25 protein-coding genes are annotated in these 24066 nt (G+C 68.5%); 14 read left to right on the top strand and 11 right to left on the bottom strand.

Annotated features, from left to right (window positions below; genetic code table 11):
- Positions 1-927, bottom strand: coding sequence for a Ppx/GppA phosphatase family protein (locus tag AC1C2U_RS05655; RefSeq protein WP_495360720.1), 927 nt, complete (start codon positions 925-927; stop codon positions 1-3).
- An 84-nt stretch (positions 928-1011) separates the two neighbouring features.
- Between AC1C2U_RS05655 and AC1C2U_RS05650 the strand changes: the two genes are divergently transcribed.
- The 4 genes from AC1C2U_RS05650 to AC1C2U_RS05635 are packed head-to-tail and all read left to right on the top strand — an operon-like array spanning position 1012 to position 5510.
- A complete protein-coding gene (locus AC1C2U_RS05650) occupies positions 1012-1608 on the top strand; it encodes a TetR/AcrR family transcriptional regulator (protein WP_495360719.1) in 597 nt (198 codons plus the stop codon).
- Positions 1605-2894 carry an MFS transporter gene (locus tag AC1C2U_RS05645; protein ID WP_495360718.1) on the top strand — a complete coding sequence of 430 codons (1290 nt, stop codon included), beginning with the start codon at positions 1605-1607 and terminating at the stop codon, positions 2892-2894. The genes AC1C2U_RS05650 and AC1C2U_RS05645 overlap by 4 nt, the downstream gene beginning before the upstream one ends.
- Positions 2894-4141 (top strand): alanine racemase, encoded by a 1248-nt coding sequence (locus tag AC1C2U_RS05640; RefSeq protein WP_495360716.1) that lies wholly within the window; start codon positions 2894-2896, stop codon positions 4139-4141. Before AC1C2U_RS05645 ends, AC1C2U_RS05640 begins: the two co-directional genes overlap by 1 nt.
- A 55-nt stretch (positions 4142-4196) precedes the next feature.
- Positions 4197-5510: a D-arabinono-1,4-lactone oxidase gene (locus AC1C2U_RS05635; RefSeq protein WP_495360715.1), complete on the top strand. Its 1314-nt coding sequence runs from the start codon at positions 4197-4199 to the stop codon at positions 5508-5510.
- A 170-nt stretch (positions 5511-5680) separates the two neighbouring features.
- On the opposite strand, the gene AC1C2U_RS05630 is transcribed toward AC1C2U_RS05635, so the two are convergent.
- The 3 genes from AC1C2U_RS05630 to AC1C2U_RS05620 are packed head-to-tail and all read right to left on the bottom strand — an operon-like array spanning position 5681 to position 7849.
- On the bottom strand, positions 5681-6415 hold the full coding sequence (locus tag AC1C2U_RS05630) for an ABC transporter permease (protein WP_495360714.1): 735 nt from the start codon (positions 6413-6415) through the stop codon (positions 5681-5683).
- Positions 6412-7197 (bottom strand): ABC transporter ATP-binding protein, encoded by a 786-nt coding sequence (locus AC1C2U_RS05625; RefSeq protein WP_495360713.1) that lies wholly within the window; start codon positions 7195-7197, stop codon positions 6412-6414. The genes AC1C2U_RS05630 and AC1C2U_RS05625 overlap by 4 nt, the downstream gene beginning before the upstream one ends.
- Positions 7187-7849, bottom strand: coding sequence for a TetR/AcrR family transcriptional regulator (locus AC1C2U_RS05620; RefSeq protein WP_495360712.1), 663 nt, complete (start codon positions 7847-7849; stop codon positions 7187-7189). The genes AC1C2U_RS05625 and AC1C2U_RS05620 overlap by 11 nt, the downstream gene beginning before the upstream one ends.
- A gap of 131 nt (positions 7850-7980) precedes the next feature.
- On the opposite strand from AC1C2U_RS05620, the gene AC1C2U_RS05615 reads away from it, so the two are divergent.
- The 3 genes from AC1C2U_RS05615 (at position 7981) to AC1C2U_RS05605 (ending at position 10391) form a co-directional block, all read left to right on the top strand.
- A complete protein-coding gene (locus AC1C2U_RS05615) occupies positions 7981-8547 on the top strand; it encodes a LemA family protein (RefSeq protein WP_495360711.1) in 567 nt (188 codons plus the stop codon).
- Positions 8548-8626: 79 nt separating this feature from the next.
- Positions 8627-9502: a M48 family metalloprotease gene (locus AC1C2U_RS05610; protein ID WP_495360710.1), complete on the top strand. Its 876-nt coding sequence runs from the start codon at positions 8627-8629 to the stop codon at positions 9500-9502.
- Between the two features lie 166 nt (positions 9503-9668).
- Positions 9669-10391, top strand: coding sequence for a dienelactone hydrolase family protein (locus AC1C2U_RS05605; protein WP_495360709.1), 723 nt, complete (start codon positions 9669-9671; stop codon positions 10389-10391).
- 90 nt (positions 10392-10481) lie between these two features.
- Here AC1C2U_RS05605 and AC1C2U_RS05600 read toward each other — a convergent pair whose 3' ends face one another.
- Positions 10482-11693: a winged helix-turn-helix domain-containing protein gene (locus AC1C2U_RS05600; protein WP_495360708.1), complete on the bottom strand. Its 1212-nt coding sequence runs from the start codon at positions 11691-11693 to the stop codon at positions 10482-10484.
- A gap of 107 nt (positions 11694-11800) precedes the next feature.
- On the opposite strand from AC1C2U_RS05600, the gene AC1C2U_RS05595 reads away from it, so the two are divergent.
- Both AC1C2U_RS05595 and ilvA read left to right on the top strand, forming a co-directional pair.
- Positions 11801-13027 (top strand): AI-2E family transporter, encoded by a 1227-nt coding sequence (locus AC1C2U_RS05595; protein WP_495360707.1) that lies wholly within the window; start codon positions 11801-11803, stop codon positions 13025-13027.
- 5 nt (positions 13028-13032) lie between these two features.
- Positions 13033-14271 (top strand): threonine ammonia-lyase, encoded by a 1239-nt coding sequence (gene ilvA, locus AC1C2U_RS05590; RefSeq protein WP_495360706.1) that lies wholly within the window; start codon positions 13033-13035, stop codon positions 14269-14271.
- A gap of 26 nt (positions 14272-14297) precedes the next feature.
- On the opposite strand, the gene greA is transcribed toward ilvA, so the two are convergent.
- Both greA and AC1C2U_RS05580 read right to left on the bottom strand, forming a co-directional pair.
- Positions 14298-14789: a transcription elongation factor GreA gene (gene greA / locus AC1C2U_RS05585; protein ID WP_495360848.1), complete on the bottom strand. Its 492-nt coding sequence runs from the start codon at positions 14787-14789 to the stop codon at positions 14298-14300.
- Between the two features lie 106 nt (positions 14790-14895).
- On the bottom strand, positions 14896-15306 hold the full coding sequence (locus AC1C2U_RS05580) for a DUF4307 domain-containing protein (RefSeq protein WP_495360705.1): 411 nt from the start codon (positions 15304-15306) through the stop codon (positions 14896-14898).
- 90 nt (positions 15307-15396) lie between these two features.
- On the opposite strand from AC1C2U_RS05580, the gene AC1C2U_RS05575 reads away from it, so the two are divergent.
- Positions 15397-15726 (top strand): hypothetical protein, encoded by a 330-nt coding sequence (locus AC1C2U_RS05575; RefSeq protein ID WP_495360704.1) that lies wholly within the window; start codon positions 15397-15399, stop codon positions 15724-15726.
- A gap of 99 nt (positions 15727-15825) precedes the next feature.
- Here the strand turns inward: AC1C2U_RS05575 and trhA are convergent, their stop codons facing one another.
- Positions 15826-16629: a PAQR family membrane homeostasis protein TrhA gene (gene trhA / locus AC1C2U_RS05570; protein WP_495360703.1), complete on the bottom strand. Its 804-nt coding sequence runs from the start codon at positions 16627-16629 to the stop codon at positions 15826-15828.
- Positions 16630-16703: 74 nt separating this feature from the next.
- On the opposite strand from trhA, the gene AC1C2U_RS05565 reads away from it, so the two are divergent.
- The 3 genes from AC1C2U_RS05565 to phoH2 all read left to right on the top strand — a co-directional run bounded on the left by AC1C2U_RS05565 (position 16704) and on the right by phoH2 (position 20373).
- Positions 16704-17489, top strand: coding sequence for an isoprenyl transferase (locus AC1C2U_RS05565; protein ID WP_495360702.1), 786 nt, complete (start codon positions 16704-16706; stop codon positions 17487-17489).
- 137 nt (positions 17490-17626) lie between these two features.
- On the top strand, positions 17627-18745 hold the full coding sequence (locus AC1C2U_RS05560; RefSeq protein ID WP_495360701.1) for an aminotransferase class V-fold PLP-dependent enzyme: 1119 nt from the start codon (positions 17627-17629) through the stop codon (positions 18743-18745).
- Positions 18746-19026: 281 nt separating this feature from the next.
- The gene (gene phoH2, locus AC1C2U_RS05555; protein WP_495360700.1) at positions 19027-20373 is read left to right on the top strand and encodes an RNA 5'-3' helicase PhoH2; all 1347 of its coding nucleotides are present in this window, start codon (positions 19027-19029) and stop codon (positions 20371-20373) included.
- Positions 20374-20444: 71 nt separating this feature from the next.
- Here phoH2 and AC1C2U_RS05550 read toward each other — a convergent pair whose 3' ends face one another.
- Entirely contained in the window at positions 20445-21071 is a 627-nt protein-coding gene (locus tag AC1C2U_RS05550; protein ID WP_495360699.1) for an MSMEG_1061 family FMN-dependent PPOX-type flavoprotein, read from the bottom strand.
- Between the two features lie 76 nt (positions 21072-21147).
- On the opposite strand from AC1C2U_RS05550, the gene AC1C2U_RS05545 reads away from it, so the two are divergent.
- The gene (locus tag AC1C2U_RS05545; RefSeq protein WP_495360698.1) at positions 21148-21849 is read left to right on the top strand and encodes an HAD family hydrolase; all 702 of its coding nucleotides are present in this window, start codon (positions 21148-21150) and stop codon (positions 21847-21849) included.
- A gap of 70 nt (positions 21850-21919) precedes the next feature.
- On the opposite strand, the gene AC1C2U_RS05540 is transcribed toward AC1C2U_RS05545, so the two are convergent.
- Together AC1C2U_RS05540 and AC1C2U_RS05535 are read right to left on the bottom strand one after the other, a co-directional pair.
- The gene (locus tag AC1C2U_RS05540; RefSeq protein ID WP_495360847.1) at positions 21920-23332 is read right to left on the bottom strand and encodes a class II fumarate hydratase; all 1413 of its coding nucleotides are present in this window, start codon (positions 23330-23332) and stop codon (positions 21920-21922) included.
- 71 nt (positions 23333-23403) lie between these two features.
- Positions 23404-24060 (bottom strand): carbonic anhydrase, encoded by a 657-nt coding sequence (locus AC1C2U_RS05535; RefSeq protein WP_495360697.1) that lies wholly within the window; start codon positions 24058-24060, stop codon positions 23404-23406.
- Positions 24061-24066 lie beyond the last annotated feature (6 nt).

The following is a 24066-nucleotide window of genomic DNA, read 5'->3' as shown; positions in this document are numbered from 1 at the left end:
TCAGCCGAGCCGATCGAGTCGCCGGAGGATGAGCCCTTCGCGGAGCGCCCACGGCGAGACCTCGAGCTCGTTGACGCCGAACGCGCGCATCGTCTCGGAGAGCACGACGGCGCCTGCGACGATCTGGAAGGTTCGGTCGGCGGTGATACCGGGGAGCGCGGGCCGCGCATCAGCGGGAATCTTCGCAAGGCGTGGCGTCCAGTCGTCGAGAGCGCGGCGCGTGAGCACGATCCGATCGGATGACCCGACACCTTCCTCTACCGTGCCCGCGAGCCGCGCGAGCGATCGGATCGTCTTGGACGAGCCCACGACGTGATCGGGTGAGGGCAGTTCGCGGAACGGCGCGATCGCCTCCGCGAGCACGGCGCGGGCGTGCCCCCGGAGGTGGGCGACCTGCTCGGTCGACGGCGGGTCGTCGGGCAGGAACTCGATCGTCGACCGGCCGGCGCCGAGGGGGAGCGAACGCGCGACATCCGGGATCTCGTCGAGTCCCTGCACGAGTTCGAGCGAGCCGCCGCCGATGTCGAAGACCAGGATCCGATCCGCGGACCAGCCGTACCAGCGGCGCACGGCGAGGAACGTGAGGTGTGCCTCCTCCTCGCCCGAGAGCACGCTCAGGCGCACGCCGGTCTCCTCGGCGACGCGGTCCAGCACCGCCTCGCCGTTCGCGGCCTCTCGGATCGCCGAAGTCGCGAACGCGAGGAGCTCGTCGAGTCCGGCTCGACCGGCCGCGTCGACCGCCGTGCCCACGGCCTCGATGATCGCGCTGACGCCGACCTCGCTGATCGCGCCGTCTGGCTCGAGGTAGCGCATGAGCCGAAGCACCGATTTGTTCGATGACATCGGGACCGGCCGGGCACCGCGATGCGCATCGACGACGAGGAGGTGCACCGTGTTGGAACCGACGTCGAGAACTCCGAGGCGCATGGTGCGAGCGTAACGGTTTTCGTGCATACTGATGCGACTGGGACAGGCGTCCCACTTCGCGGCAATGGTGTCGAGAGGAGTCGTGTGGCCCGCATCCCTGCACCGGAGCGGCGCGCCGCCCTGGTCGAAGCGGCCCTGCGAGTCGTCTCGCGCCGTGGCATCGCGCAGGCCACCACCCGAGCCATCGTCGCAGAGGCGGGCATGTCGCTCGCGAGCTTCCATTACGCCTTCGACTCCCGCGACGAACTCATCGACGAGCTCATCACCACGGTCGTCGCCCGCGAGCAGGCAGCCGTGCTGCCGGATCAGCTCGAGGGCGACGACCTGCGCGACATGCTCGAGGCCGGGCTGCTGCGGTACTTCGAGCACCTTCGCGCCGACCCCGAGCACGAACAGGCGATGCTCGAGCTCACCCAGTACGCGCTGCGCTCGCCCGAGCGGCATCCGCTCGCTGCAGCGCAATACGCGCGGTACACCGAACTGGCCGCCCGCTCCCTCGACGCGGCCGCCCGCGCGGCCGACACCGTCTGGCGCGTCCCCGTCGAGCAGGTCGCCCGCGTGCTCGTCGCCTTCACCGACGGGCTCACACTCACCTGGCTCGTCGACCGAGACGATGCCGCTTCCCGGGCGGTCGCGCACGCGGCCGCCGACGCCCTCTCGAGAATGGCCGAACCCCGATGACGAGTCTCGACGCCGCGCCCTCGGCGCAACCTCCCGTGCCACCGCCCGCGTCCGCGCTCGGCGAGCCGGTTCGACGAGTCTCGGCCGGCTGGATCGCCTCGTTCGCGACCGTCTGGCTCGGCATCTGGATGGCGCAGCTGACGCCCGTGCAGCTGCTGCTGCCCGCCCAGATCGACGCGCAACTGCACCCCGAGAACTGGATCGACAGCGTCGTCGCGTTCGGCACGATCTCGGGCATCGCCGCGATCGCAACGATCATCGCCTATCCGCTGACCGGTGCAATCTCCGACCGCACGACGTCGCGGTTCGGGCGCCGCCGGCCGTGGATCGCGATCGGCGCGGTCGTCTTCGCGATCGCGCTCGTCTCGCTCGGCTTCCAAACGGAGATCTGGGCGATCGGGGCGGCGTGGGTCGCGGCATCCGTCGGCTTCTGCATCATGACCGCCGCACTCACGGCGACGATTTCCGACCAGGTGCCCGTGAACCAGCGCGGCTTCGTCTCGGGCTGGATGTCGGCGCCGCAGGCGGTCGGCATCATCGTCGGGCTCGTGCTCGTCACCGAACTCGTGACCGACGCCTCACTCGGCTACATCCTGCTCGCCGTGATCCTCGTCGTGCTCGCCGTTCCGTTCCTCTTCCGTGCCGATCAGCCGCTCGCGACGGCCGAGCGCGCCCGCGTCACGGCGAAGGGCATCGTCGCCGGGTTCTGGATCAGCCCGCGGAAGCACCCCGATTTCGGCTGGACTCTGCTCAGCCGAGTGCTCGTCTCCGTCGGCAACGCGCTCGGCACGAGTCTGCTGCTCTACTTCCTGATGTTCCAGTTGAATGACGCGCACGCCGAAGACAATCTCATCGTGCTCACGCTCATCTACATGGTGTTCGTGATCGCTGCCTCGCTGCTGCTCGGGAAGCTCTCCGACCGACTCGGCCGTCGCAAGATGTTCGTCTTCTTCGCTTCGGCGTTGCAGGGCATCGCGGCGTTGCTGCTCGCGCTCTTCCCCGACTTCACCGTCGCGATGGTCGCAGCCGGCCTCCTGGGGCTCGGCTACGGGTGCTTCCTGTCGGTCGACCAGGCGCTCGCGACCCAGGTGCTGCCCGACGCCGCCTCGCGAGGCAAAGACCTCGGCATCATGAACATCGCCTCGGCCGTGCCGCAGGCCGTCGCTCCGATGATCGGCGCGGCTGCGGTGGTCGTCTCGGGCTCGTTCATGCTCGTGTTCCTACTGGGTGCCGCGTTCTCGTTCGCCGGCGCCTTCGCCGTCGCCCGAGTGAGGGGCGTGCGCTGATGGGTCTCGACCTGCGCAAGACGGGTGTGCCGGCGACGGATGCCGCGGAGTGGCTGCGACCCGAGCGGTACTGGCCGGCACTGAGCGCCGCGACCTCGCATCTCGACGCCCCCGTCGGGGCGCTGCACCTCGGGGCGCTGCGCCACAACGCCCTCGATATGCTGCGCCGGGCGAACGGCAAGCCGATCCGCGTCGCGTCGAAGTCGCTTCGAGTACGTGGTGTCGTCGAGGCGCTCCTCGCGATGCCGGGATACCACGGGGTGCTCGCCTACACGCTCGCCGAGGCGCTCTGGCTCGCCGACACGGTCGACGACATCGTCGTCGGCTATCCGACCGCTGAGCGGGCGAGCATCCGCCGGCTCGCGAGCGACCCCGATTTCGCCGCGCGCGTGACCCTCATGGTCGACTCGCCCGCGCAGCTCGATCTCATCGACGCGGTGCTGCCGCCCGGCAGGCGCGAGTCGATCCGGGTGTGCCTCGAGCTCGACGCCTCGTGGAACGCTCCCGTGCTCGGCCATCTCGGCGTGCGTCGTTCACCGGTGCATGCGCCCGAAGACGCCGCCGCGCTCGCCGCCTACATCGTGGAGCGGCCTGGATTCGAGCTCGTCGGCATGATGTCGTACGAGGCGCAGATCGCCGGTGTCGTGAACCGGCCGGCCGGCCGGCCCCTCGACGGTGCGGTGAATCGCTGGATGCAGTCGCGTTCGATGCCCGAACTCGTCGAACGCCGCGCCCGCGCGGTCGCCGCGGTGCGCGAGCTCGCCGATCTCGAATTCGTGAACGGCGGCGGCACCGGCTCACTCGAGGTCACGGCGGCGGACGCCTCGGTGACCGAGATCGCCGCAGGTTCGGGCATCTTCGGCGGTCACCTGTTCGACGGCTACCAGCACTTCACGCCGGCGCCGGCCGCGGCGTTCGCGCTCGACGTCGTTCGGCGTCCGAGCCATGATCACGCGACGATCCTCGGCGGAGGATGGGTCGCCTCCGGCCCACCGACCGGAGACCGGCTGCCGAAGATCGCGTGGCCGGAGAATCTCAAGATGCAACCTCGCGAGATGGCGGGTGAGGTGCAGACACCGGTGAGCGGGCGGGCCGCTCGCGGCCTCGCGGTGGGCGATCGGGTGTGGTTCCGGCACACGAAGTCGGGCGAGATCTCCGAGCACCTGAACGAGTTCGCCGTCGTCGAGGCCGGCGAGGTGGTCGACATGATCCCGAGCTATCGGGGCGAAGGGAAGGCGTTTCTGTGACTGCGACCGGGGCCACGTGGCGTGTGCTGACCGGGCGTCGAGGAAGGGCTCTGTCGTGACGGCGACCGGGGCCACATGGCGCAACTGGGGTCGCACGGAATCGGTTCGGCCCCTTCGCGTGGAGCGGCCCGCCACCGCCGGCGCGGTACAACGGGCGGTCGCCGCCGCCGCGACATCCGGCCTGCGCATCAAGGCGGTCGGTGCGGGCCACAGCTTCACCGGCATCGCTGTCGCGCCGGGGGTGCAGCTCGATCTCACCACACTGTCGGGGGTCGTCGACGCCGACAGCGCGACCGGCCGGGTGACGCTCCGCGCCGGCACCCGGTTGCACGAGCTGCCGGCGCTGCTCGCGCCGTACGGCCTCGCCCTGCCGAACATGGGCGACATCGATCGGCAGACCATCGCCGGTGCGACCTCCACGGGAACGCACGGCACGGGCCTCGGCTTCGGCGGACTCGCGACGCAGATCGTGGCCGTGAAGCTCGTCACGGGCCGCGGCGAGCTCGTCACGGTGAGCGAGACCGAGCGACCTGAACTGCTGCCGGCGGTGCGACTCGGGCTCGGTGCACTCGGCGTTCTCGTCGAGGTGACACTGCAACTCGTGCCGCGGTTCGTATTGCACGCCATCGAGAAGCCCGCGCCGCTCGGCGAGGTGCTCGATGGGTGGCAGGAGCGTGTGCGCTCTGCCGACCATTTCGAGTTCTACTGGTTCCCGCACACTGAGACGGCGCTCACGAAGACCAACATCCGGCTTCCCGGCGATGCCCCGAGGCATCCACTCGGCCGGTTCTCGCGCTGGGTCGATGACGAGATGCTCGCCAATGGCCTCTATCGCGGCGTCTGCGGGCTCGGCCGGGTCGCGCCCGGAGCCATCCCGGGAATCGCGCGTCAGATTGAGAAGCTCACGGGCAACCGCGACTTCGCGGACTTCTCACCGAAGGTGTTCGTGACGAACCGCACGGTGCGCTTCCGTGAGATGGAGTACGCCGTGCCGCTCGCGGCGGTTCCCGATGCGGTACGCGAGGTGTGCGCGCTCATCGAGCGGAAGGGCTGGCGCGTCAGCTTCCCGATCGAGGTGCGCACCGCGGCATCCGATGAGAACTGGCTCTCGACGGCGTACGGCCGCGAGACCGGGTACATCGCCGTGCACAAGTATTTCCGCGAGGACCCGACGGAGTACTTCACCGCGGTCGAGGCGATCATGCGCGGCTTCGGCGGCCGGCCGCACTGGGGCAAGATGCATGCGCGCGATGCCGCGTCGTTGCGCGAGGTCTACCCGAGGTTCGACGACTTCGTGCGGGTGCGCGACGAGCTCGACCCCGAACGGCGCTTCGCGAACCCGTACCTCGATCGAGTGCTCGGCGAGTAGCCGTGCGTCGCCCTGCGGGCATTTCTCCTCGTGCGGTGTTTGTAGGACGTCGTCCAGTTCGGAGGACGTTCTTCGCAGTTTCCGACCTACAAAGAGGTGAACGTCCTACGGGCCGAAGAGCAAGGTCCGGGAGTCGAGGTCGGGGAGGGCAAGAGGCTGGAGCGCGAGGGTCAGGGAGTGCGCCGGCGCAGGGTCACCGAACCGAGCACGATCGACCCGACGATCCACGCGCAGATCACGAGGAGCTTCGCCGTGATCCACGCGGCGCTCTCGGAGTCGTCGGCGACAGCCTGTAGAGCGTCGATCGCGAAACTCAGCGGCAACCACTCGCCGATCACCTCGAGGGCTTCGGGCAACTGGTCGCGGGGAATGAAGATGCCGCCCAGCAGGATCTGCGGGAACACGAGCACGGGCATGAACTGCACGACCTGGAACTCTGAGCGCGCGAAGGCGCTCGCGAGGAGGCCCAGCGCAGTGCCGAGCAGGGCATCGGCGACGGCGACGGCGAAGAGCAGCCAGATCGACCCCGCGATCTCGAGCCCGCACACCCAGACCGCGAACGAGACGGCGATCGCGGTCTGGAACACTGCGAGCAAGCCGAACGCGAGGGCGTAGCCGAGAATGAAGTCGCCTTTGCCCATCGGCATCGAGAGGAGACGCTCGAGGGTGCCGCTGCGGCGCTCACGAAGGGTCGAGATGCTCGTCACGAGGAACATCACGATGAACGGGAAGAGCGCGATCATCGCGGGGCCGATGTCGGAGAAGACGTCGGTGTCGGTGAAGATCCACGCGACGAGGCCGATGAGCAGGCTCGGCACGATGAGCAGGAGGCCCACGGTGCGCGGGTCATGGCGGATCTGGGTGAGCACGCGGCCCGCGGTCGCGAACGTGCGCGTGAGTGTCATCGCTGCGCTTCCGTCTCGCTCGTCGGCCGCAGGTCGGGCTCGCCGCGCTCGATGAGGCGCAGGAACGCCTGCTCGACATCGTCGGTGCCGGTGATCTCGAGCACGCCGCGTACCGTGTCGTCGGCGAGCAGCCGGCCGTCGCGCAGGAGCAGCAGGCGGTCGCATCGCTTGGCCTCGTCCATGACGTGGCTCGAGATCAGCAGGGTGGTGCCGTCATCGGCGAGGCTCCGGAACAGGCCCCACAACTCGACGCGGAGCACGGGGTCGAGGCCGACGGTGGGCTCGTCGAGTACGAGCACTTCGGGTCGGCCGAGGAGCGCCGCCGCGAGTGAGACCCGGCTGCGTTGCCCGCCCGAGAGCGAGCCGACGAGGCGGCCGGCGACGGCGCCGAGGTCGGTGCGCTCGATGACACGGTCGATGTCGGATGCCGGTGCGCCGACGATGCGCCGGAAGTATGCGAGATTCTGGCGCACGGTGAGGTCGTCGTAGACGCTCGCCTGCTGGGTGACGTATCCCATGCGCTTGCGGAGCGGGCGACTTCCCGCCGGCAGCCCCAGCACCTCGATGGTGCCCGACTTCACGACCTGCACGCCGACGATGGCACGCATGAGCGTGGTCTTGCCACTGCCGCTCGGACCGAGCAGACCGACGATGCGGCCGCGGGGGACCGCGAGCGAGAGCCGGTCGAGCACGGTCGCGCCGCCCCGGACGATCGTGAGGTTCTCGACGATGACCCCGGCGCCGGGTGCGGCATCCGCCGCGGCATCCGAGCTATTCATCATGTGCTGAATTGTGTGCCGGGCGAACGACGCTGTCAAGTGCGTCGGGACGCCCGGTCAGGTGCCACTGCACCGCGGGCGCGACCCGGCGCACGAGCTCGTCGACGCTGACCGATGCCACCGGCTCGAACTCGAGCACGTACCGCATCATGATCACGCCGACCAGCTGCGAGGCGGCGAGCTCCGCACGCAGATCCGCGTCGTCGGCATCAGGGAGCGCCGACGCGATTCGCTGCATGATCTCGCGGCGCAGGAACTCGCGCAGCATACGGGAGACGGGGCCCTGACCGATCGCCGAGCGGAGTGCCGCGACCGCCGCCGGACGCACCGCGCCCGAATCCCAGGCGCCGAGCACCGCGCGCACGAGCCGTGCGCCGACTTCGTCGATCGGGGCGGCGAGTGCGTCGCGCACCACACGGTCGGGGCGCAACGGCACCTCGACGACCTCCGCCACCAGCGACTGCTTGTCGTCGAAGTAGTGGTGCACGAGCGCGGGATCCACCCGCGCGCGCCGAGCGATCGCGCGCATCGACGCCGCCTCGTAGCCGTGCTCGCCGAACTCGGCGGTCGCCGCCTCGAGGATGCGCGCGCGGGTGTCGCCGGCCTTCGCGCCGCGGGGCCGGCCACGACGTCGGGGTTCGGCGTGCTCCGTCACAGGCTGAGCCTATGCCCGAAGCGGGCCGTCGGGTTCCTCCGAGTCTCATGGGAAGCACGGGTGGCCACGAACGCCCTCGATAAGATGGACGCACACAGCAAAGCAAGCTCGAAGCGCTAGGAGTCCGTGCCATGGAATGGCTCATCCCCGTCATCATCGTTGTTGCGCTCGTGGTGATCATCGGCATCTACCTCTGGGCGACCTACAACTCCCTCGTCACGCTGAACGTGCGGGTCGATGAGGCGTGGAGCGACATCACCGTGCAGCTGAAGCGTCGTGCCGACCTGATTCCGAACCTCATCGAGGCGGTCAAGGGCTACGCGGCGCACGAGAAGTCGGTCTTCGAATCTGTCACCCAGGCGCGCGCCGAGACGTTGTCGGCACAGGGTCCAGCTCAGGCCGGTGCCGCCGAGAACCACATGCAGCAGGCGCTGAAGTCGATCTTCGCCGTCGCCGAGGCGTACCCGCAGTTGCAGGCGAGCCAGAACTTCCTCCAGCTCCAGTCCGAGCTCGTCGACACCGAAGACAAGATCCAGGCGTCGCGCCGGTTCTACAACGGCGGTGTGCGCGAGCTCAACACGAAGATCAAGGTGTTCCCGAACACGCTCTTCGTGCGCAACCTCGGCTTCCACGAGCGCGACTTCTTCGAGGTCACGGAGCCCGCGGCCATTGCAGAGCCGCCGCGCGTTCAGTTTTGATGCACGCCATCAGGCGCCCATCAAGGTCGAGTAGCGCCGCGCGAAGCGCGACGCGTATCGAGACCCCCGGGGGTCGCTGATGTACCGCGCGATCGCGAAGAACAAACGCAACACCGTCTTCATCATCTTGTTCTTCCTCGCCATCATCGGTGGGTTGGGGTGGCTGGCAGCGGCGATCTACGGCGACGTCACGATCGTGATCGTGACGCTCGTCATCGCGAGCGCCTACGCGCTGTTCCAGTACTTCACCGCCGATCGGCAGGCGCTCTCGATGTCGGGCGCGGTCGAGCTGCAGTCCAAGGCCGACCACCCGCGGCTCTGGCGCACCGTCGAGAACCTCTCGATCACGACCGGCACGCCGATGCCGCGCGTCTTCGTCATCTCAGACTCAGCGCCGAACGCATTCGCCACGGGGCGTGACCCCGAACACGCCGTCGTCGCGGCGACGACCGGTCTCCTCGAGATCATGGACGACGCCGAGCTCGAGGGCGTCATGGCCCACGAACTCGGGCATGTGCGCAACTACGACATCCGGCTCTCGATGGTCGTGTTCGGCCTCGTGGTGGCCGTCGGCTTCATCTCCGACATGCTCGTGCGCATGGCGTTCTTCGGCCGTGGCAACAACAACGGCAACCCGATCGTCATGATCTTCGGGCTCGTCGCGATGCTCATCGCCCCGTTCGTCGCGAGCCTCGTGCAGCTCGCGGTGTCGCGCCAGCGCGAGTACCTCGCGGATGCCACGGGTGCGATGACCACCCGGCACCCCGATGCCCTCGCGAGCGCGCTCCTGAAGCTCGAGACCTACGGGCGGCCGATGAAGCGGCAGAACTCTTCGATGGCCCACCTCTGGATCGCCGACCCGCTGAAGCCCGGCATCATGGACAAGCTCTTCGCCACCCACCCCCCGATCGCCGAGCGCGTCAAGCGGCTCGAGCAGATGGGCGGAGCGTTCTAGACGTTGACGGACCGAGGCGAGCACTGCTATTCTCCGAGGTCCGTGCGAGAGAAGAAGGAGGTGGTACCCGTGAACGAATTGACGTGGGTGCTCCTCTTCGGGGTCACGGTCGGGCGATAGGTCGTCCGGGAGCGCCGTTCAACGAGCACTCCCGAAAGGCACGACCATGCACTTCACTTCCGAACAATTCCTCGACGATGGCGTCCTCGAACGCGAATTCGTCCTCGGCGACATCCCCGGCATCCTGTGGACGCCCGCGTCCTCGCCAACACCGCTGATCCTGCTCGGCCACCCCGGCGGTCTGCGCCAGATGTACCCACGACTGGCGGGGCGAGCCCGGCAATCCGCGGCAGACGGCTTCGCCACCGCAACCATCGAGCTCCCCGGGGGCGGTGACCGGACCCGATCGGCCGACGCAGAGCAGGCGCGCGCCGATCTGCACCGGGCGCTGGCGGCCGGAGAGCCGGTCGACGAGATCGTTGACCGGCTGGTTCTCCCGCTGGTGGAGAACGCGGTCCCGGAATGGCAGACGACCCTCGACGCCCTCCTTGCACTGCCCGAGATCAGCGGCCCGGTCGGGTACTCGGGTGGGCCGATCGCCATCGGCATCCGATTGGCCCTGATCGAACCGCGCCTCGCGGCTGCCGGTCTCTTCGCCGGGAGCTTCGTGCCCCGCTCCATGTTCGACGAGGCCCGACAGGTCACGATTCCGCTGCACGTCCTACTGCAGTGGGACGACGAAGGAAACGATCGGCAGCTGGCACTGGACCTGTTCGACGCCTTCGCCTCCCAGGAGAAGACGCTGCATGCCAACATGGGCGGCCACACCGGTGTCCCGCAATTCGCGGGGCATGACGCGGCCAGATTCTTCGCCCGGCATCTGAAGTGAGGCCGGGCCGTCAGACCGGCGGAAGACGGTAGGCCGGATGGGCCGGGCCAGGACGCCGCTCGTCGATGACTGGTCGCGGCGACCACCCGCTCAGACGGACGCGCCGAGTTCGGCCGTCAGCGCAGGGGACAGGTCGCCGCGACCGGTGACGGTCACGTCTCCGAGGCCCTGCCATGCCGCTGCCCTGCGCAGCACGGGCGCGAGTCGCGTGGCGGTGTCTGCCGGCGCCCCCGGTTCGGTCCAGGCCGACTGCACCCTGAGCACCCCGGCCTTGCGATCGCTCTTCAGGTCGACGCGACCGACGACACGGTCGTCGATGAGCACCGGCAGCGAGTAGTACCCGAACTTGCGATCGGGCTCGGGCGTGTAGATCTCGATGCGGTAATGGAAGTCGAAGAGCCGCTCGGTGCGCGGCCGGAACCACACCACGGGGTCGAACGGTGAGAGCACCGCGGCCGTCTCGATGCGACGCGGCCGCTTCGCGTCACGGTGCAGCCACGCGGGCGTCTGGCGAGCGCCGATCTTCCACCCGGGCACTTCGACCGGCAGCAGCACTCCGGCCTCTTCGAGCTCGCCGATCGCCTGCCGCACCGGCACGCGCTTCATGCGCCAGTAGTCGGCGAGATCGGCCTCGGTAGCGATGCCGAGCGCGGATGCCGCGAGCGCGACGAGTTCGCGCACGGCGTCGGCCTCGATCGGGGCGACGCCGAGCAGGTGGCCCGGCAACGCCTGCTCGGGCAACGCGTAGACACGCTCGAAGCGGCGCCGCTCGACGCACACGACTTCGCCGGTGCGGAACATCATCTCGAGCGTGCGCTTGACGTCGGACCAGCCCCACCACGGGCCGCGCCGTTCGTTGGCGTCGTGCTCGATCTCGCTCGCCCGCATGGGGCCGTTCGCGGTGAGCTCAGCCTTGAGCCACTCGGCCAACGGGGCGTTCTCGGCGACCCACCCGCCCCAGTCGGTGCCTCTGGTGCGGAATGCCGTGCGCCGGAACTCGAAGAGCGGCCAGAGTTCGCGGGGGATGTACGCCGCTTGGTGCGCCCAATACTCGACCATGCGCCCGTGACGACCCGTAGTGATGCGATCGAGCGCACCCCGGTCGTACGCCCCCACGCGACTGAACGCCGGCAGGTAGTGGCTGCGTTCGAAGACGTTGACCGAGTCGATCTGCAGCAGGCCGAGTCGATCGATCACCCCGTTGACGGCGCGAGTGCCCGGCGCCTCGGGGAGCGGCCGCGCGAAGCCCTGCGCGGCGAGGGCGATGCGGCGGGCGAGGGCTGGGCTGACGGCGTCGACCATGATGCGTTCGACGATAGCCGGGGCCGCCGACACTCATCGCTCGGGCGGCCGCAAGACATCCATCGTCGCATGCCCCGCGGTCCATACGCCGCGCTTAGACTGGAGCGATGACGGACTCCAGGGGGCGGATACGGGGGCGATTGTCACGGCGCGCGACGGATGCTCGGGCACCGGCGCAGCCGACGGAGGATGCACCCGACGAAGTGACCGAGTCGATCCCGTTCGGCGTGCGACTCGCGGCCGGCTGGGCATGGCGGCTCCTGCTCATCGGCGGGGTGCTCGCAGTCGTCGTCTTCCTGATCATCCAGTTGCGACTCATCGTCATCCCGATCCTCGTCGCGGTGCTCGTCGGCGCACTGCTCGTGCCGTTCTCGGGCTTCCTGCAGAAGCACCACTGGCCGAAGTGGCTCGCAGTGACCGCCTCGATGCTCTCGGCACTCGTGGTCGTCGGTGGCCTGCTCACGCTCGGCATCACGCAGATCGTGCGCGGCTCCGGTGAGCTCGCCGCGCAGTCGCTCGTCGCATGGGACGATTTCCGCGAGTGGCTTCTCGAGGGTCCGATGCACATCACCGAGTCCCAACTGAACGACTGGGTCGATCAGATCATCCAGTCCGCGCAGCAAGACACCGGCGTGCTCGTGAGTGGTGCGCTCTCGCTGAGCTCGAGCCTCGGCCACTTCCTCGCAGGCATGCTGCTCGCGCTCTTCGCGACGCTCTTCATCCTCATCGACGGCCGCGGCATCTGGAACTGGATCGTCGGGATCTTTCCCCGACGGGCCCGCACCGCCATCGACGATGCCGGCAACGCGGGGTGGACGACACTCCAGAACTTCGTGAAGGTGCAGATCCTCGTCGCCACGATCGATGCGATCGGCATCGGCCTCGGCGCGTTCTTCCTCGGCGTGCCGCTCGCCGTGCCGATCGCGATCCTCGTCTTCCTCGGTTCGTTCATCCCGATCGTGGGTGCGGTGGCGACCGGCGCGCTCGCGGTCTTCGTCGCGCTCGTCTACCTCGGGTTCTGGCCGGCAGTGATCATGCTCGGCATCGTGCTGCTCGTGCAACAGATCGAGGGGCACGTGCTGCAGCCGCTCATCATGGGCACGGCCGTGAAGGTGCATCCGCTCGGCGTCGTCCTCGCAGTTGCCGCCGGAGGGTTCCTCGCCGGCATTCCGGGCGCGCTGTTCGCCGTGCCCGTGGCTGCAGTGCTCAATGTCATGATCCTCTCCGTCGCAAGTGGCGCATGGAAAGGCGATGCGAGTCCGCCCACGGCGCCGGGGCGCGCCCCGCTCTGGCACACCGTGCCGCGACGTCCCGGATACAAGCGAGGAGAATGAACGAGTTGACGACTGCGATCCCCGGGCCGAGCCTCGACGATTTCGAGCACGCGCGGGGCGTGGTCTCCACCGTCGCGAGGGTGACTCCGATGGAGTCGTCCCGCTTCCTCGCTGAATTGCTGGGCGTTCCCGTTCACCTCAAGTGCGAGAACCTGCAGCGCACGGGCTCCTACAAGCTTCGTGGCGCCTACCACCGCATCTCGGCACTGACCGAGTCCGAACGGGCACGAGGCGTCGTCGCGGCTTCGGCCGGCAATCACGCCCAGGGCGTCGCGTTCGCGGCGCGTGAGCTCGGAATCCGCGCGACGATCTTCATGCCCGTCGGTGTGGCGTTGCCGAAGCTCGAGGCGACCCGCGCGTACGGGGCCGAAGTCGTACTTCGCGGCGACTCGGTCGGCGAGACGCTCGAAGCTGCGGCCGCCTTCGCGAATGAAACGGGCGCGGTCATCATTCCACCGTTCGATCACCCCGACGTGATCGCCGGCCAGGGCACCCTCGGTCTCGAGATCCTCGAGCAGTCGCCGGATGTCGCGACCATCGTCGTGCCGATCGGCGGCGGCGGCCTCGCCGCGGGCATCGCGAGCGCGGTCAAGCAACGCGCTGCCGAACTCGGACGTACGATCCGGGTCGTCGGGGTGCAGGCGGAGAACGCGGCGCCGTACGTCGCGTCCCTTGCGGCCGGGTCGCCGCAGCGGGTACCCGTGGTGCCGACGATCGCCGATGGCATCGCCGTCTATCGGCCCGGAGAGCTGAACTTCGAGATCATCCGCGAGGCCATCGACGAGGTCGTGACCGTCACCGAAGACGACATCGCCCGGGCGCTGCTCGTGCTGCTCGAGCGCGCGAAGCTCGTGGTCGAGCCTGCCGGCGCGGTGTCGGTCGCCGCGATCATGACCGGCCAGATCTCCTCCGACGGCCCCGTCGTCGCGCTGCTCTCGGGCGGCAACATCGACCCGCTGCTCATGCAACGGGTGATCGCGCACGGGCTCGCGGCATCCGACCGCTATCTCACGCTCGGAATCGGCCTACCCGACCGCCCGGGGCAGCTCGCGCACATCGCAGAGCTGCTTGCGGAAGCCAACGCCAACGTGATCGAGGTGCTGCACACCAGGCACGGTTCTGGCCTGCAGATCTCGGAGGTCGAGCTGAAGCTCTCGGTCGAGACTCGCGGCCCCGACCATCGCGCGCAGGTCGTCGCGGTGCTGCGCCGTGCCGGATACGAACCGGTCATCTACAACGAGTAGACGGGGTCAGAACCGACGCGTCTCGACTACTGGCCGCCCCAGGTTGCGACGCCCGTGACCTCGACCGGGATTTCGCGGCCGTTGGGTGCGGTGTAGCTGGTCTTCGCGCCGACCTTCAGGCCGAGGATCGCGGCACCGAGCGGGCTCTGGGTGCTCCACACGTCGAGCTCGGAGTCGCCGGCGATCTCACGGCTGCCGATGAGGAACGTCTCTTCGTCGCCCGCGATGATCGCGGTGATGACGGTGCCGGCCTCGACGACGCCCGTGGACACGGGTGCGTCGGCGACCTCTGCGGTGCGCAGCAGCTCCTTCAGCTGGCGGATGCGGGCCTCTTGCTTGCCCTGCTCGTCTTTGGCGGCGTGGTAGCCGCCGTTCTCCTTGAGGTCGCCCTCTTCGCGCGCGGACTCGATTCGCTTCGCGATCTCTTCACGGCCGCGGGTGGAGAGGTGCTCGAGCTCCGCCGCGAGGCGGTCGTAGGCCTCTTGGGTGAGCCAGGTGACGGTGGCGTCTTGGGCCATGATGCACACTCCCGTGTTCTTCACGCTTCGCGTTCTTCACGCTGTATACGTTCTTCATGCTGTATAGACGTGACGCCCCGACGAATGCCGGGGCGAATGTCCCATGTTAGGTGAGCCAGCAGCGGTAAATCAAACCCGTGTTCGCCTCTTGCGCGACCCGCACCGTCTCGGTGAGGCTGCGGATATGCCGTGTCGAGGCCGGCACCTCGATGACCTTCCAGCCGACGACGGTGAAGTCTTCATTCAGCGCCTGCACGATGCAGGCTGTGTCGTTGCCGGCCGGTACGGAGAGGTTCCAGCTGACTTCGACCGCGCGCTCCTCGTTGATCAGACGGTGACCCGTGTCGGTGACCTCGATCTGCGGTTTCTGGCCATCGAGACCGGCCCAGACGACCCATGCGACGAGCACGATCGCGACGGCCACCGCACCGGCGATCAGCAGCAGTCGATCACGGGTGCGATGCGAGCGTGTGCGCCCGTATCGCGCGGCGAGCGCGTCGTTCTCGAGCTCTGCCACCGCACGGCTCCTTCGATTTCGATCGTCTAGTCTTGTACCCAAGCTTAACCCGCCCGGTCGAGCCGGAGTTCGCCCGTGAAAGAGAGTCCGATGCTCGTCCTGCCCACGCTGATCCTCCTGGCAGACGATGAGGAATTCGACCCCGATACCGTCACGCCAGGCATCTGGGGGTTCGTGCTCACGTTCCTCGTCATGCTGGTCGTGGTGCTCCTCGTGATCGACATGGTGCGACGCATCCGCAGGGTCAACTACCGTGCCGAGGTGCGCGAACAGCTCGAGGCTGAGCGGCTCGAGGCGGAGCGCCTCGAGGCAGGGGAGCACGACGCCGAGATGGGGGAGGCCGACGGTCAGGCGACGGATGCCTCGGGCGAGACGCCGAACGACGCGAACGACGGCCCCGATGGGGCATCCGCTCGCTGACCTGGGGCTCGTTCGCCGAATCTTCGTTCGCTGAGCCCGGCGAAGCGAAGGCCGGCCCCTTCGACAGGCTCAGGGGGCTTCGGCAGGTTCAGGGAGCGTTCAGCCGAGATGGTACGCCGGTGCGATCGCGATGAGCAGCGTCGCGGTCCAGTGGCACATGAACGCGAGCACCGTGCAGGCATGGAAGATCTCGTGGAAGCCGAAGACGCCCGGCCACGGGTTCGGCTTCTTCAGGGCGTAGACGATCGCACCGACCGTGTAGAGCAAGCCGCCGACGATGACGAGCACCATCATCGTGGCATTCACCGCGAGCAGGTCGCCGAGGTACATGACGGCCGCCCAGCCGAGCAGGAGATAGAGCGGCACGTAGAGCCAACGCGGTGCGGTGATCCAGAACACCCGGAAGCCGATGCCGAGGAGCGCGCCGGCCCAGACGAGGCCGAGCAGCAGCCAGCCCTTGTCGGGCGGCAACGCGAGAATCGCGAGCGGCGTGTACGTGCCGGCGATCAGCAGGAAGATGTTCGCGTGGTCGATGCGCTTCAGCGCGAGCTTGGTCTTCGGATCCCAGTCGAACCGGTGGTACAGCGCGGAGTTGCCGAAGAGCAGCATCGAGGTGAGTACGAAGACCGCCGACGCCCACTTCGCCGGCGCACCATCGGCGAGCACGATGAGCACGACCCCGGCCACGACGGTGATGGGGAACGTGACGGCGTGGATCCAGCCCCGCCACGTCGGCTTCACCTCGCCGGGATGGGCGAGCGAGTCGTCGAGTAGGGGGATGTTCGGCAGGTCGGGGCCGTGCGCCTCGCGGGAGACTGCGGTATCGCCGACATCCTCCGCCGCGACCGGGCGGGAGAGTTCTTCCGCTGGATCGTGTGCTGCGCGGCGGCGCTTCGAGGACATGCAGACAGCGTATCCGCCTTCTCCGTCACGCCCGTCTGCGAGTGGCGGATGCGCCGGAGCGGTAGCGTAGTGCCGTGCAGACGAGCGATCAGCCCCTCGGTCGCGGCATCCTCTATCGCCTCTACCAGAACCGGCTCCGACGCGGACTGGACCCGGCGACGATGCCGCGCCATGTCGCGATGATCATCGACGGAAACCGGCGCTGGGCGAAGCAGCTCGGCTACGACACCGCGGCGCATGGCCACCGTGCGGGCGCGGCGAAGATGCGCGAGTTCCTCGAATGGTGCGATGACGCGGGCATCGCGACCGTCACCCTCTACCTGCTCTCGAGCGACAACCTCGGCAACCGGTCGAGCGCCGAGCTCGCCGACCTCATCGAGATCATCGCCGAGCTCGCCGAAGAGCTCTCGCACTACCGCGATTGGCGCGTGCAGCATGTGGGGTCGGATGCCGGGCTGCCCGAGCCGCTCGTCGCCGCGCTCGACGCCGCTGAGCACCGCACAACCGACAAGAACGGCCTGCATGTGAACCTCGCGGTCGGCTACGGGGGCCGAAAAGAGATCACCGACGCGATGAGGTCGATCGTCGCCGACCACCACGCCGAAGGGCGCAGCCTCGAGGACCTCGCCGAGAGACTCACCCCCGACCTCATCGGCCAGCACCTCTATACGGTCGGGCAGCCCGACCCCGACCTCGTGATCCGCACTTCGGGTGAGCAACGGCTCAGCGACTTCATGCTCTGGCAGGCCGCGCACAGCGAGTTCTATTTCGTCGAGGCGCTCGGACCCGACCTCCGCAAGGTCGATTTCCTGCGGGCGCTGCGCGACTACGCGAAGCGTCATCGTCGCTTTGGAGGGTGACCGGCGTCGCCTCGGAGGGTGACCGGCGTCGCTTCGGAGGGTGACCGGGGTCGCTTCGGAGGGTGACCAGCGTCGCCTCGGTCTGAAAGACTGTGTGGGCTGGCAGATCTCTGCCTCGGACGAAGGGGCACGTTCACGTGACCATTGACGATTTCATCGCCGGATTCACCGCCGAACCCGGCTACCTCGACTACGGCCGGGTGGGGCCGCTCTCGACGGTCGCGGCTGAAGAGACCCTCGTGTTCACCCAAGTGCTCCAGCGCGCGCGCTACGGCAGCCTCGACGCGTTCACCGAACAAGATCGACGGGTGCGCGATGCCGCATCGGCCGTCACCGGGTTTCCCGCAGACCAGATCGTCTTCCAGCCGAACACGACACAGGGCATCATGCACGCGATGTTCGGTCTCACCGGCGGCGTGCTGCTCTCCGCCGACGAGTTCCCGAGCCTGCCCATCGCAGCCGTGCGCGCACAAGAGGCGCTGCACACGGTGCAACCGGTCTGGCTCGAGACCGACCACGGCAAGGTGACTCCCGGTCAGATCCGGGAGCAGCTCGAGTCGAACGTCGCCGCCGTCGCCGTGAGCCTCGTCGACTCGCGCACCGGCTACCTGTGCGACATCGAGGGCATCCGGCAAGTCATCGGCGACCGGTTGCTGATCGTCGATGCGATCCAAGGCTTCGGCGCGGTCGACGCGCCATGGGAGGCGGCCGACATCGTGCTCACCGGTGGTCAGAAATGGTGCCGCACCGGTTGGGGCACCGGTTTCATGGCAGTCTCAGCGCGCGCGCTCGAACAGTTGACGCCCGTATTCTCCGGTTTCACCGGCACCGAAGAGGCCGAGGTGTGGGGTGAGGTGCCGCCGCCCGCTGCCGACGCCCGCGCGTTCCGCGTGTCGAGCCCCGACCCGATCGCCGAAGCACGCCTGGCTGCGGGCCTCGAAGAGATCGCGAGTGTCGGCGTCGCCGCGATCAACTCGGCCGTCGCCGACCGGGTGAGCCGCACCATCGAACTGGCCGACGAGTATGCGATCGCCGTCATCTCATCGCGCGCCGAGCGCGAGCGAGCCGGCATCGTCGTGCTCGAACCGCCGACCGAGCAGGTCACGTTGCTGACCGCGTCGCTGCACAACCACGGCGTCACGGCGACGACCCGCCAGGGGCACGTCCGGCTGTCGGTGCACGCGGCGACCTCCGACGAGACGCTCGAGATGCTGCGAGCGGCGTTCGTGTCGTACGGCACGGCGGCGAGCTACTGACACTTCTGCGGGTTGAGCTTGACACTTCTGCGGGTTGAGCTTGTCACTTCTGCGGGTTGAGCCTGTCGAAACCGCTTGCTCGAACCTGGGGTTTCGATAAGCTCAACCCGCAGAAAATGAACGCGAGACGACCTGCCGCGTGTCGCTTCCCGGGTTCTCGCGAGACGGACGTAGGTTCGGCTCAACAGGCAAAGCGTCTGTTCGAGTCGGCTCGTGAACCGCTCGTGGGAGGATCGCCGCCGGCGCGGAATGCCGAGCTGAAGCTCGGGGCGGGAGCTGGCGTGTCACTCTCTACCTCCAAGTCGACCGATCTCGCGGCGAATGCCGCAGCAGCACAACAGGAGCGCACCTACGTGCTCGACACCTCGGTGCTGCTGTCGGATCCGAAGGCCCTGTTCCGCTTCGACGAGCATGCCGTCGTGCTGCCCGTCGTGGTGATCACGGAACTCGAGGCCAAGCGGAACGACCCCGAGATCGGCTACTTCGCCCGTCAGGCGCTGCGCATCCTCGATGAACTCCGCGTCGAACATGAGCGGCTCGACTTCCCGATCACCGTCGGCGACGGCGGCTCGCTGCGTGTCGAGCTGAATCACAGCGACCAGAGCGTGCTGCCGTCTGGGCTGCGGCTCTCCGACAACGACTCACGCATCCTCGCGTGCGCGCTCAACCTCTCCAACGACGGCCTCGCCGTCACGGTGGTCTCGAAAGACCTCCCGCTGCGGGTCAAGGCCGCCTCGGTCGGCCTCGACGCGCAGGAGTACCGGCACGAGCTCGCGATCGACTCCGGGTGGAACGGCATGGCCGAACTCGACCTCGGGTCCAACGACATGTCCAAGCTGTACGAACACGAACACCTCATGTTGCCGGCCGACATCGAACAGCCGATCAACACCGGGCTCGTCATCCACTCCGACCGCGGTTCGGCGCTCGGCCGGGTCGTGGGCGAGCGCGAGGTGAAGCTCGTGCGCGGCGACCGTGAGGTCTTCGGTCTGCACGGACGCTCGGCCGAACAGCGGCTCGCGATCGACCTGCTGCTCGACCCCGAGATCGGCATCCTCTCGCTCGGCGGGCGCGCAGGCACGGGCAAGTCGGCGCTCGCGCTGTGCGCCGGCCTCGAGGCGGTGCTCGAGCGCCAGCAGCACAAGAAGATCATGGTGTTCCGCCCGCTCTACGCCGTCGGCGGGCAGGAGCTCGGCTACCTGCCGGGCGACCAGGGCGAGAAGATGAACCCGTGGGGTCAGGCCGTCTTCGACACCCTCGGTTCGGTGGTCTCCGACAACGTGCTCGAAGAGGTCATCGACCGCGGCATCCTCGAGGTGCTTCCGCTCACCCACATCCGCGGCCGCTCGCTGCACGACGCGTTCGTGATCGTCGACGAGGCGCAGTCGCTCGAGCGCAACGTGCTGCTGACCGTGCTCTCACGCATCGGCCAGAACTCGCGGGTCGTGCTCACCCACGACGTAGCCCAGCGCGACAACCTGCGCGTCGGCCGTCACGACGGAGTCGCGAGCGTGATCGAGACGCTGAAGGGGCATCCGCTGTTCGCCCACATCACACTGACCCGATCGGAGCGCTCGGCGATCGCGGCGCTCGTCTCCGAGATGCTCGACGGGCACGAACTGGCGTAGCTGCCGCGATCGACGGCAGCGAGCGGGCCCCGAAGAACCGGGGCCCGCGTCGCGTCAGCCGTGGATATCCGTCAGCCGTAGATCTTCGCGTCGTACGAGGGGCCGTAGTGCGCGTCGAGTACCTCGAGCGTGTCGCCCGGGCGTTCGAGGGTCTGTGCGATGACGGCACGTCGCGGTGCGGCGGCGGCATCCCACGTCTCGGGCTTCCACGCCTGTGAGCGCAGGAATGCCTTGGAGCAGTGGTAGAAGACCTCGTCGATCGCGACCTCGAGCACGAGCGCGGGCTCGTGGCCGCGCACCTGCATACGGTCGGCGTAGGGCGCATCGCGCAGCAGCCGGCCGCGGCCGTTGATGCGGAGCGAGTCGCCCCGGCCGGGGATGACGAAGACCAGTCCGACGTGCGGATTCTCGAGCACGTTGTGGAAGCCGTCGGCGCGGCGGTTGCCGGGTCGCTCGGGAATCGCGATCGTCGAGTCGTCGAGCGCGATCGCGAACCCGGGTGGGTCGCCCTTGGGGGAGACGTCGGCGTTGCCGGCCGCATCCGCCGTCGAGATGAAGCACAGTGGCGATGCTACGAGCCACTGCCGATCAAGGTCGTGAAGTCGAGCGCGCGTCTTGTCGCGAACGGCGGGCAACGGCTGGCCGAGGATCTCCTCGAGTTCGTCGATGGTCGTGACTGGCGTGCCTCCGTGTTCCATGGTTCCAAGCTACGCCCGTCGGACGGGCCGCTGATTCACTTTGCGAAGGCACGCGTGCCGACGCGAAGGATACGCCGTGCACGAGGCCCGACTCGCCGCCCTCCTCGGCGCCTGCGATGCTTGGAGCATGACGATCGAACGCAGGGTGCTCTTCGATGTCGACGGCACCCTGATCGACGCGATGGCGGGACAGCGGCGCATCTGGCACGAGTGGGCGGAGCAGTTCGGTCTCGACCCGTCGCTCGTCTACGAGACGGCGATGCGCACGCGGCCGATCGAGACCGTGGCCGAACTGCTGCCGGGGCGTGACCCCGCTCCACTCGTCGCCGCGTTCGACCGGCTCGAGGATGCCGAAGCCGATCACGGAGATCTGCGAGGCATCGACGGGGCGGCGGAACTCCTCTCGGCGCTCGAGCCGAACACCTGGGCCCTCGTGACCTCGAACGCCGAGCGTCGAGTGGCGGCGCGCTTCCGACGACTCGGGCTGCCGTTGCCCGGGGTCATCGTCGACAACCTGGCGACACCCGCAGGCAAACCGGCGCCCGACCCCTACCTGCTCGCGGCGCGTCGTCTCAACGCGGCGCCCCGCGACTGCCTCGTGGTCGAGGACGCTCCCTCGGGCGTCGTCGCGGGACTCGCTGCCGGCATGACGACGTGGAGCGTGAACGGCGCGATGCCGGTTGCGGGCGCCCACCTGCACTTTCGCACGCTCGCCGAAGCATCGGTCGACATCATCGACTTCCTCGCGGGGCATGACGTCAGCGAGACATCCACCTGACGCCGCCGCGAACGACGAAGCGCCCCGCCGGATCGGCGGGGCGCTTCGGTTCGGCTCAGGTGCCGAGCGATTACTTCGCCTGCGGCGGGCGCGTCATCGACAGCAGGTCGAGGGCGGTGTCGAGCTGCTCGAGCGTGAGCTCGCCGCGCTCGACGTAGCCGAGGTCGATCACGGCTTCGCGCACCGTGATGGCCTTGGCCACCGAGTGCTTCGCGATCTTCGCGGCGGCCTCGTAGCCGATGAGCTTGTTGAGCGGCGTCACGATCGCCGGCGACATGCCGGCGAGTGCGGTCGCCCGTTCGACGTCGGCCTCGAGCCCGTCGACGGTCTTGTCGGCGAGCACGCGCACCGAGTTGGCGAGCAGGCGGATCGACTCGAGCAGTGCAGTGCCCATGACGGGGATCTGCACGTTGAGTTCGAAGGCACCGGATGCCCCGCCCCACGCGATCGTGGCGTCGTTGCCGATGACCCGGGCGCAGACCATGAGTACTGCCTCGGGCACGACGGGGTTGACCTTGCCCGGCATGATCGAGGAACCAGGCTGCAGGTCGGGGATGCGCAGTTCGCCGAGACCGGTATTCGGGCCGGAGCCCATCCAGCGGAGGTCGTTCGAGATCTTCGTGAGGCTCACGGCGATCGTGCGGAGTGCTCCCGAAGCGTCGACGAGGCCGTCGCGGTTGGCCTGCGCCTCGAAGTGGTCGGCGGCCTCGGTGATCGGCAGTTCGGTCTCGGCCTGCAGGAGGGAGATCACGAGCTGCGGGAAGCCGGCGGGGGTGTTGATGCCGGTGCCGACGGCGGTGCCGCCGAGCGGAACCTCGGCGACGCGGGGGAGGGCAGTGCGCACACGTTCGATGCCGAGACGCACCTGGCGGGCGTAGCCGCCGAACTCCTGGCCGAGCGTGACCGGGGTGGCGTCCATCAGGTGGGTGCGGCCGGCCTTCACGACGTCGGCCCATTCGACGGCTTTCGCCTCGAGGGCGACGGCGAGGTGGTCGAGTGCCGGGATGAGTTCGTCGATGAGCGCCGCAGTGACCGCGATGTGCACCGAGGTCGGGAAGACGTCGTTGGACGACTGCGATGCGTTCACGTGGTCGTTGGGGTGCACTGGGCTGCCGAGCTTGCCCGTCGCGATGGTGGCGAGCACCTCGTTCATGTTCATGTTCGACGAGGTGCCGGAACCCGTCTGGTACACATCGACCGGGAAGTGCTCGCTGTAGCCGTGCACGCCCGAGATGACTTCGTCGGCGGCGTCTTCGATGGCCTTCGCGATGGCCGGATCGAGCACGCCGAGCTGCGCGTTCGCCTGCGCGGCCGCCTTCTTGATGCGTGCGAGCGCCTGGATCTGCTGGGGCTCGAGGCCCGCGCCGGAGATCGGGAAGTTCTCGACTGCGCGCTGCGTCTGCGCCCGGTAGAGCGCCGATGCGGGCACCCGCACCTCGCCCATAGTGTCGTGCTCGATGCGATAGTCGGCGGCGTTTTCCACCACGGTGTGTTCCCTTCGATGTGCTTGCCGGGATGCCCCGGCCGATGCCGCTCGTGCGGCCGTGTCAACCGTCAGACCGTGCCGACGACGATGTCGGTCTCGACGCGACCCTCGAAGAGTCGGTAGTTCGCTCCGACGATAGCCAGCGTACCTGCTGCGATCGCGTCACTGATCATCTCGGACGACTCGACGAGCTCGGTGACGGTGTTGCGCAGGTGCTCGCGACCGACGAAGCCGACATCGACGTGATCGGCGTCGACGGGGGTGCCGGGTTCGCCACCTGCGACCTTGCGCACGGCGGGCACGATCTTCTCGACGAGACCGGCGATGTACGGCGGCAGCGGCGCGGCGTCGGCGGCCTCAGAGTCGATCGCGGCACGCACGGCACCGCATTCGTCGTGGGCGAGCACGATGATGAGCGGCACGTGCAGCAGGCCGACGGCGTATTCGAGGGAGCCGAGCGCCGACGGAGTGACCACTTGCCCGGCATTGCGTACGACGAAGGCGTCGCCGAGGCCCACGTCGAAGATGATCTCGGCGGCGAGGCGGGAGTCGCTGCAACCGAAGATCGTCACGAGTGGGCGCTGGGAGTGGGCGAGCGAAGCTCGCCGGTCGACGTCTTGGCGGGGGTGCTGCGGGTTGCCCGCGACGAAGCGGGCGTTGCCGGCACGAAGCTCGCGCCACGTCTCGGCCGGTGTCTCGGGGAGGTCGATCGGCTGCGTCGTCACGGCGTG

This window comes from Agromyces sp. Y575, assembly GCF_059445445.1.
This window is presented reverse-complemented; position numbering and strand designations above follow the sequence as displayed.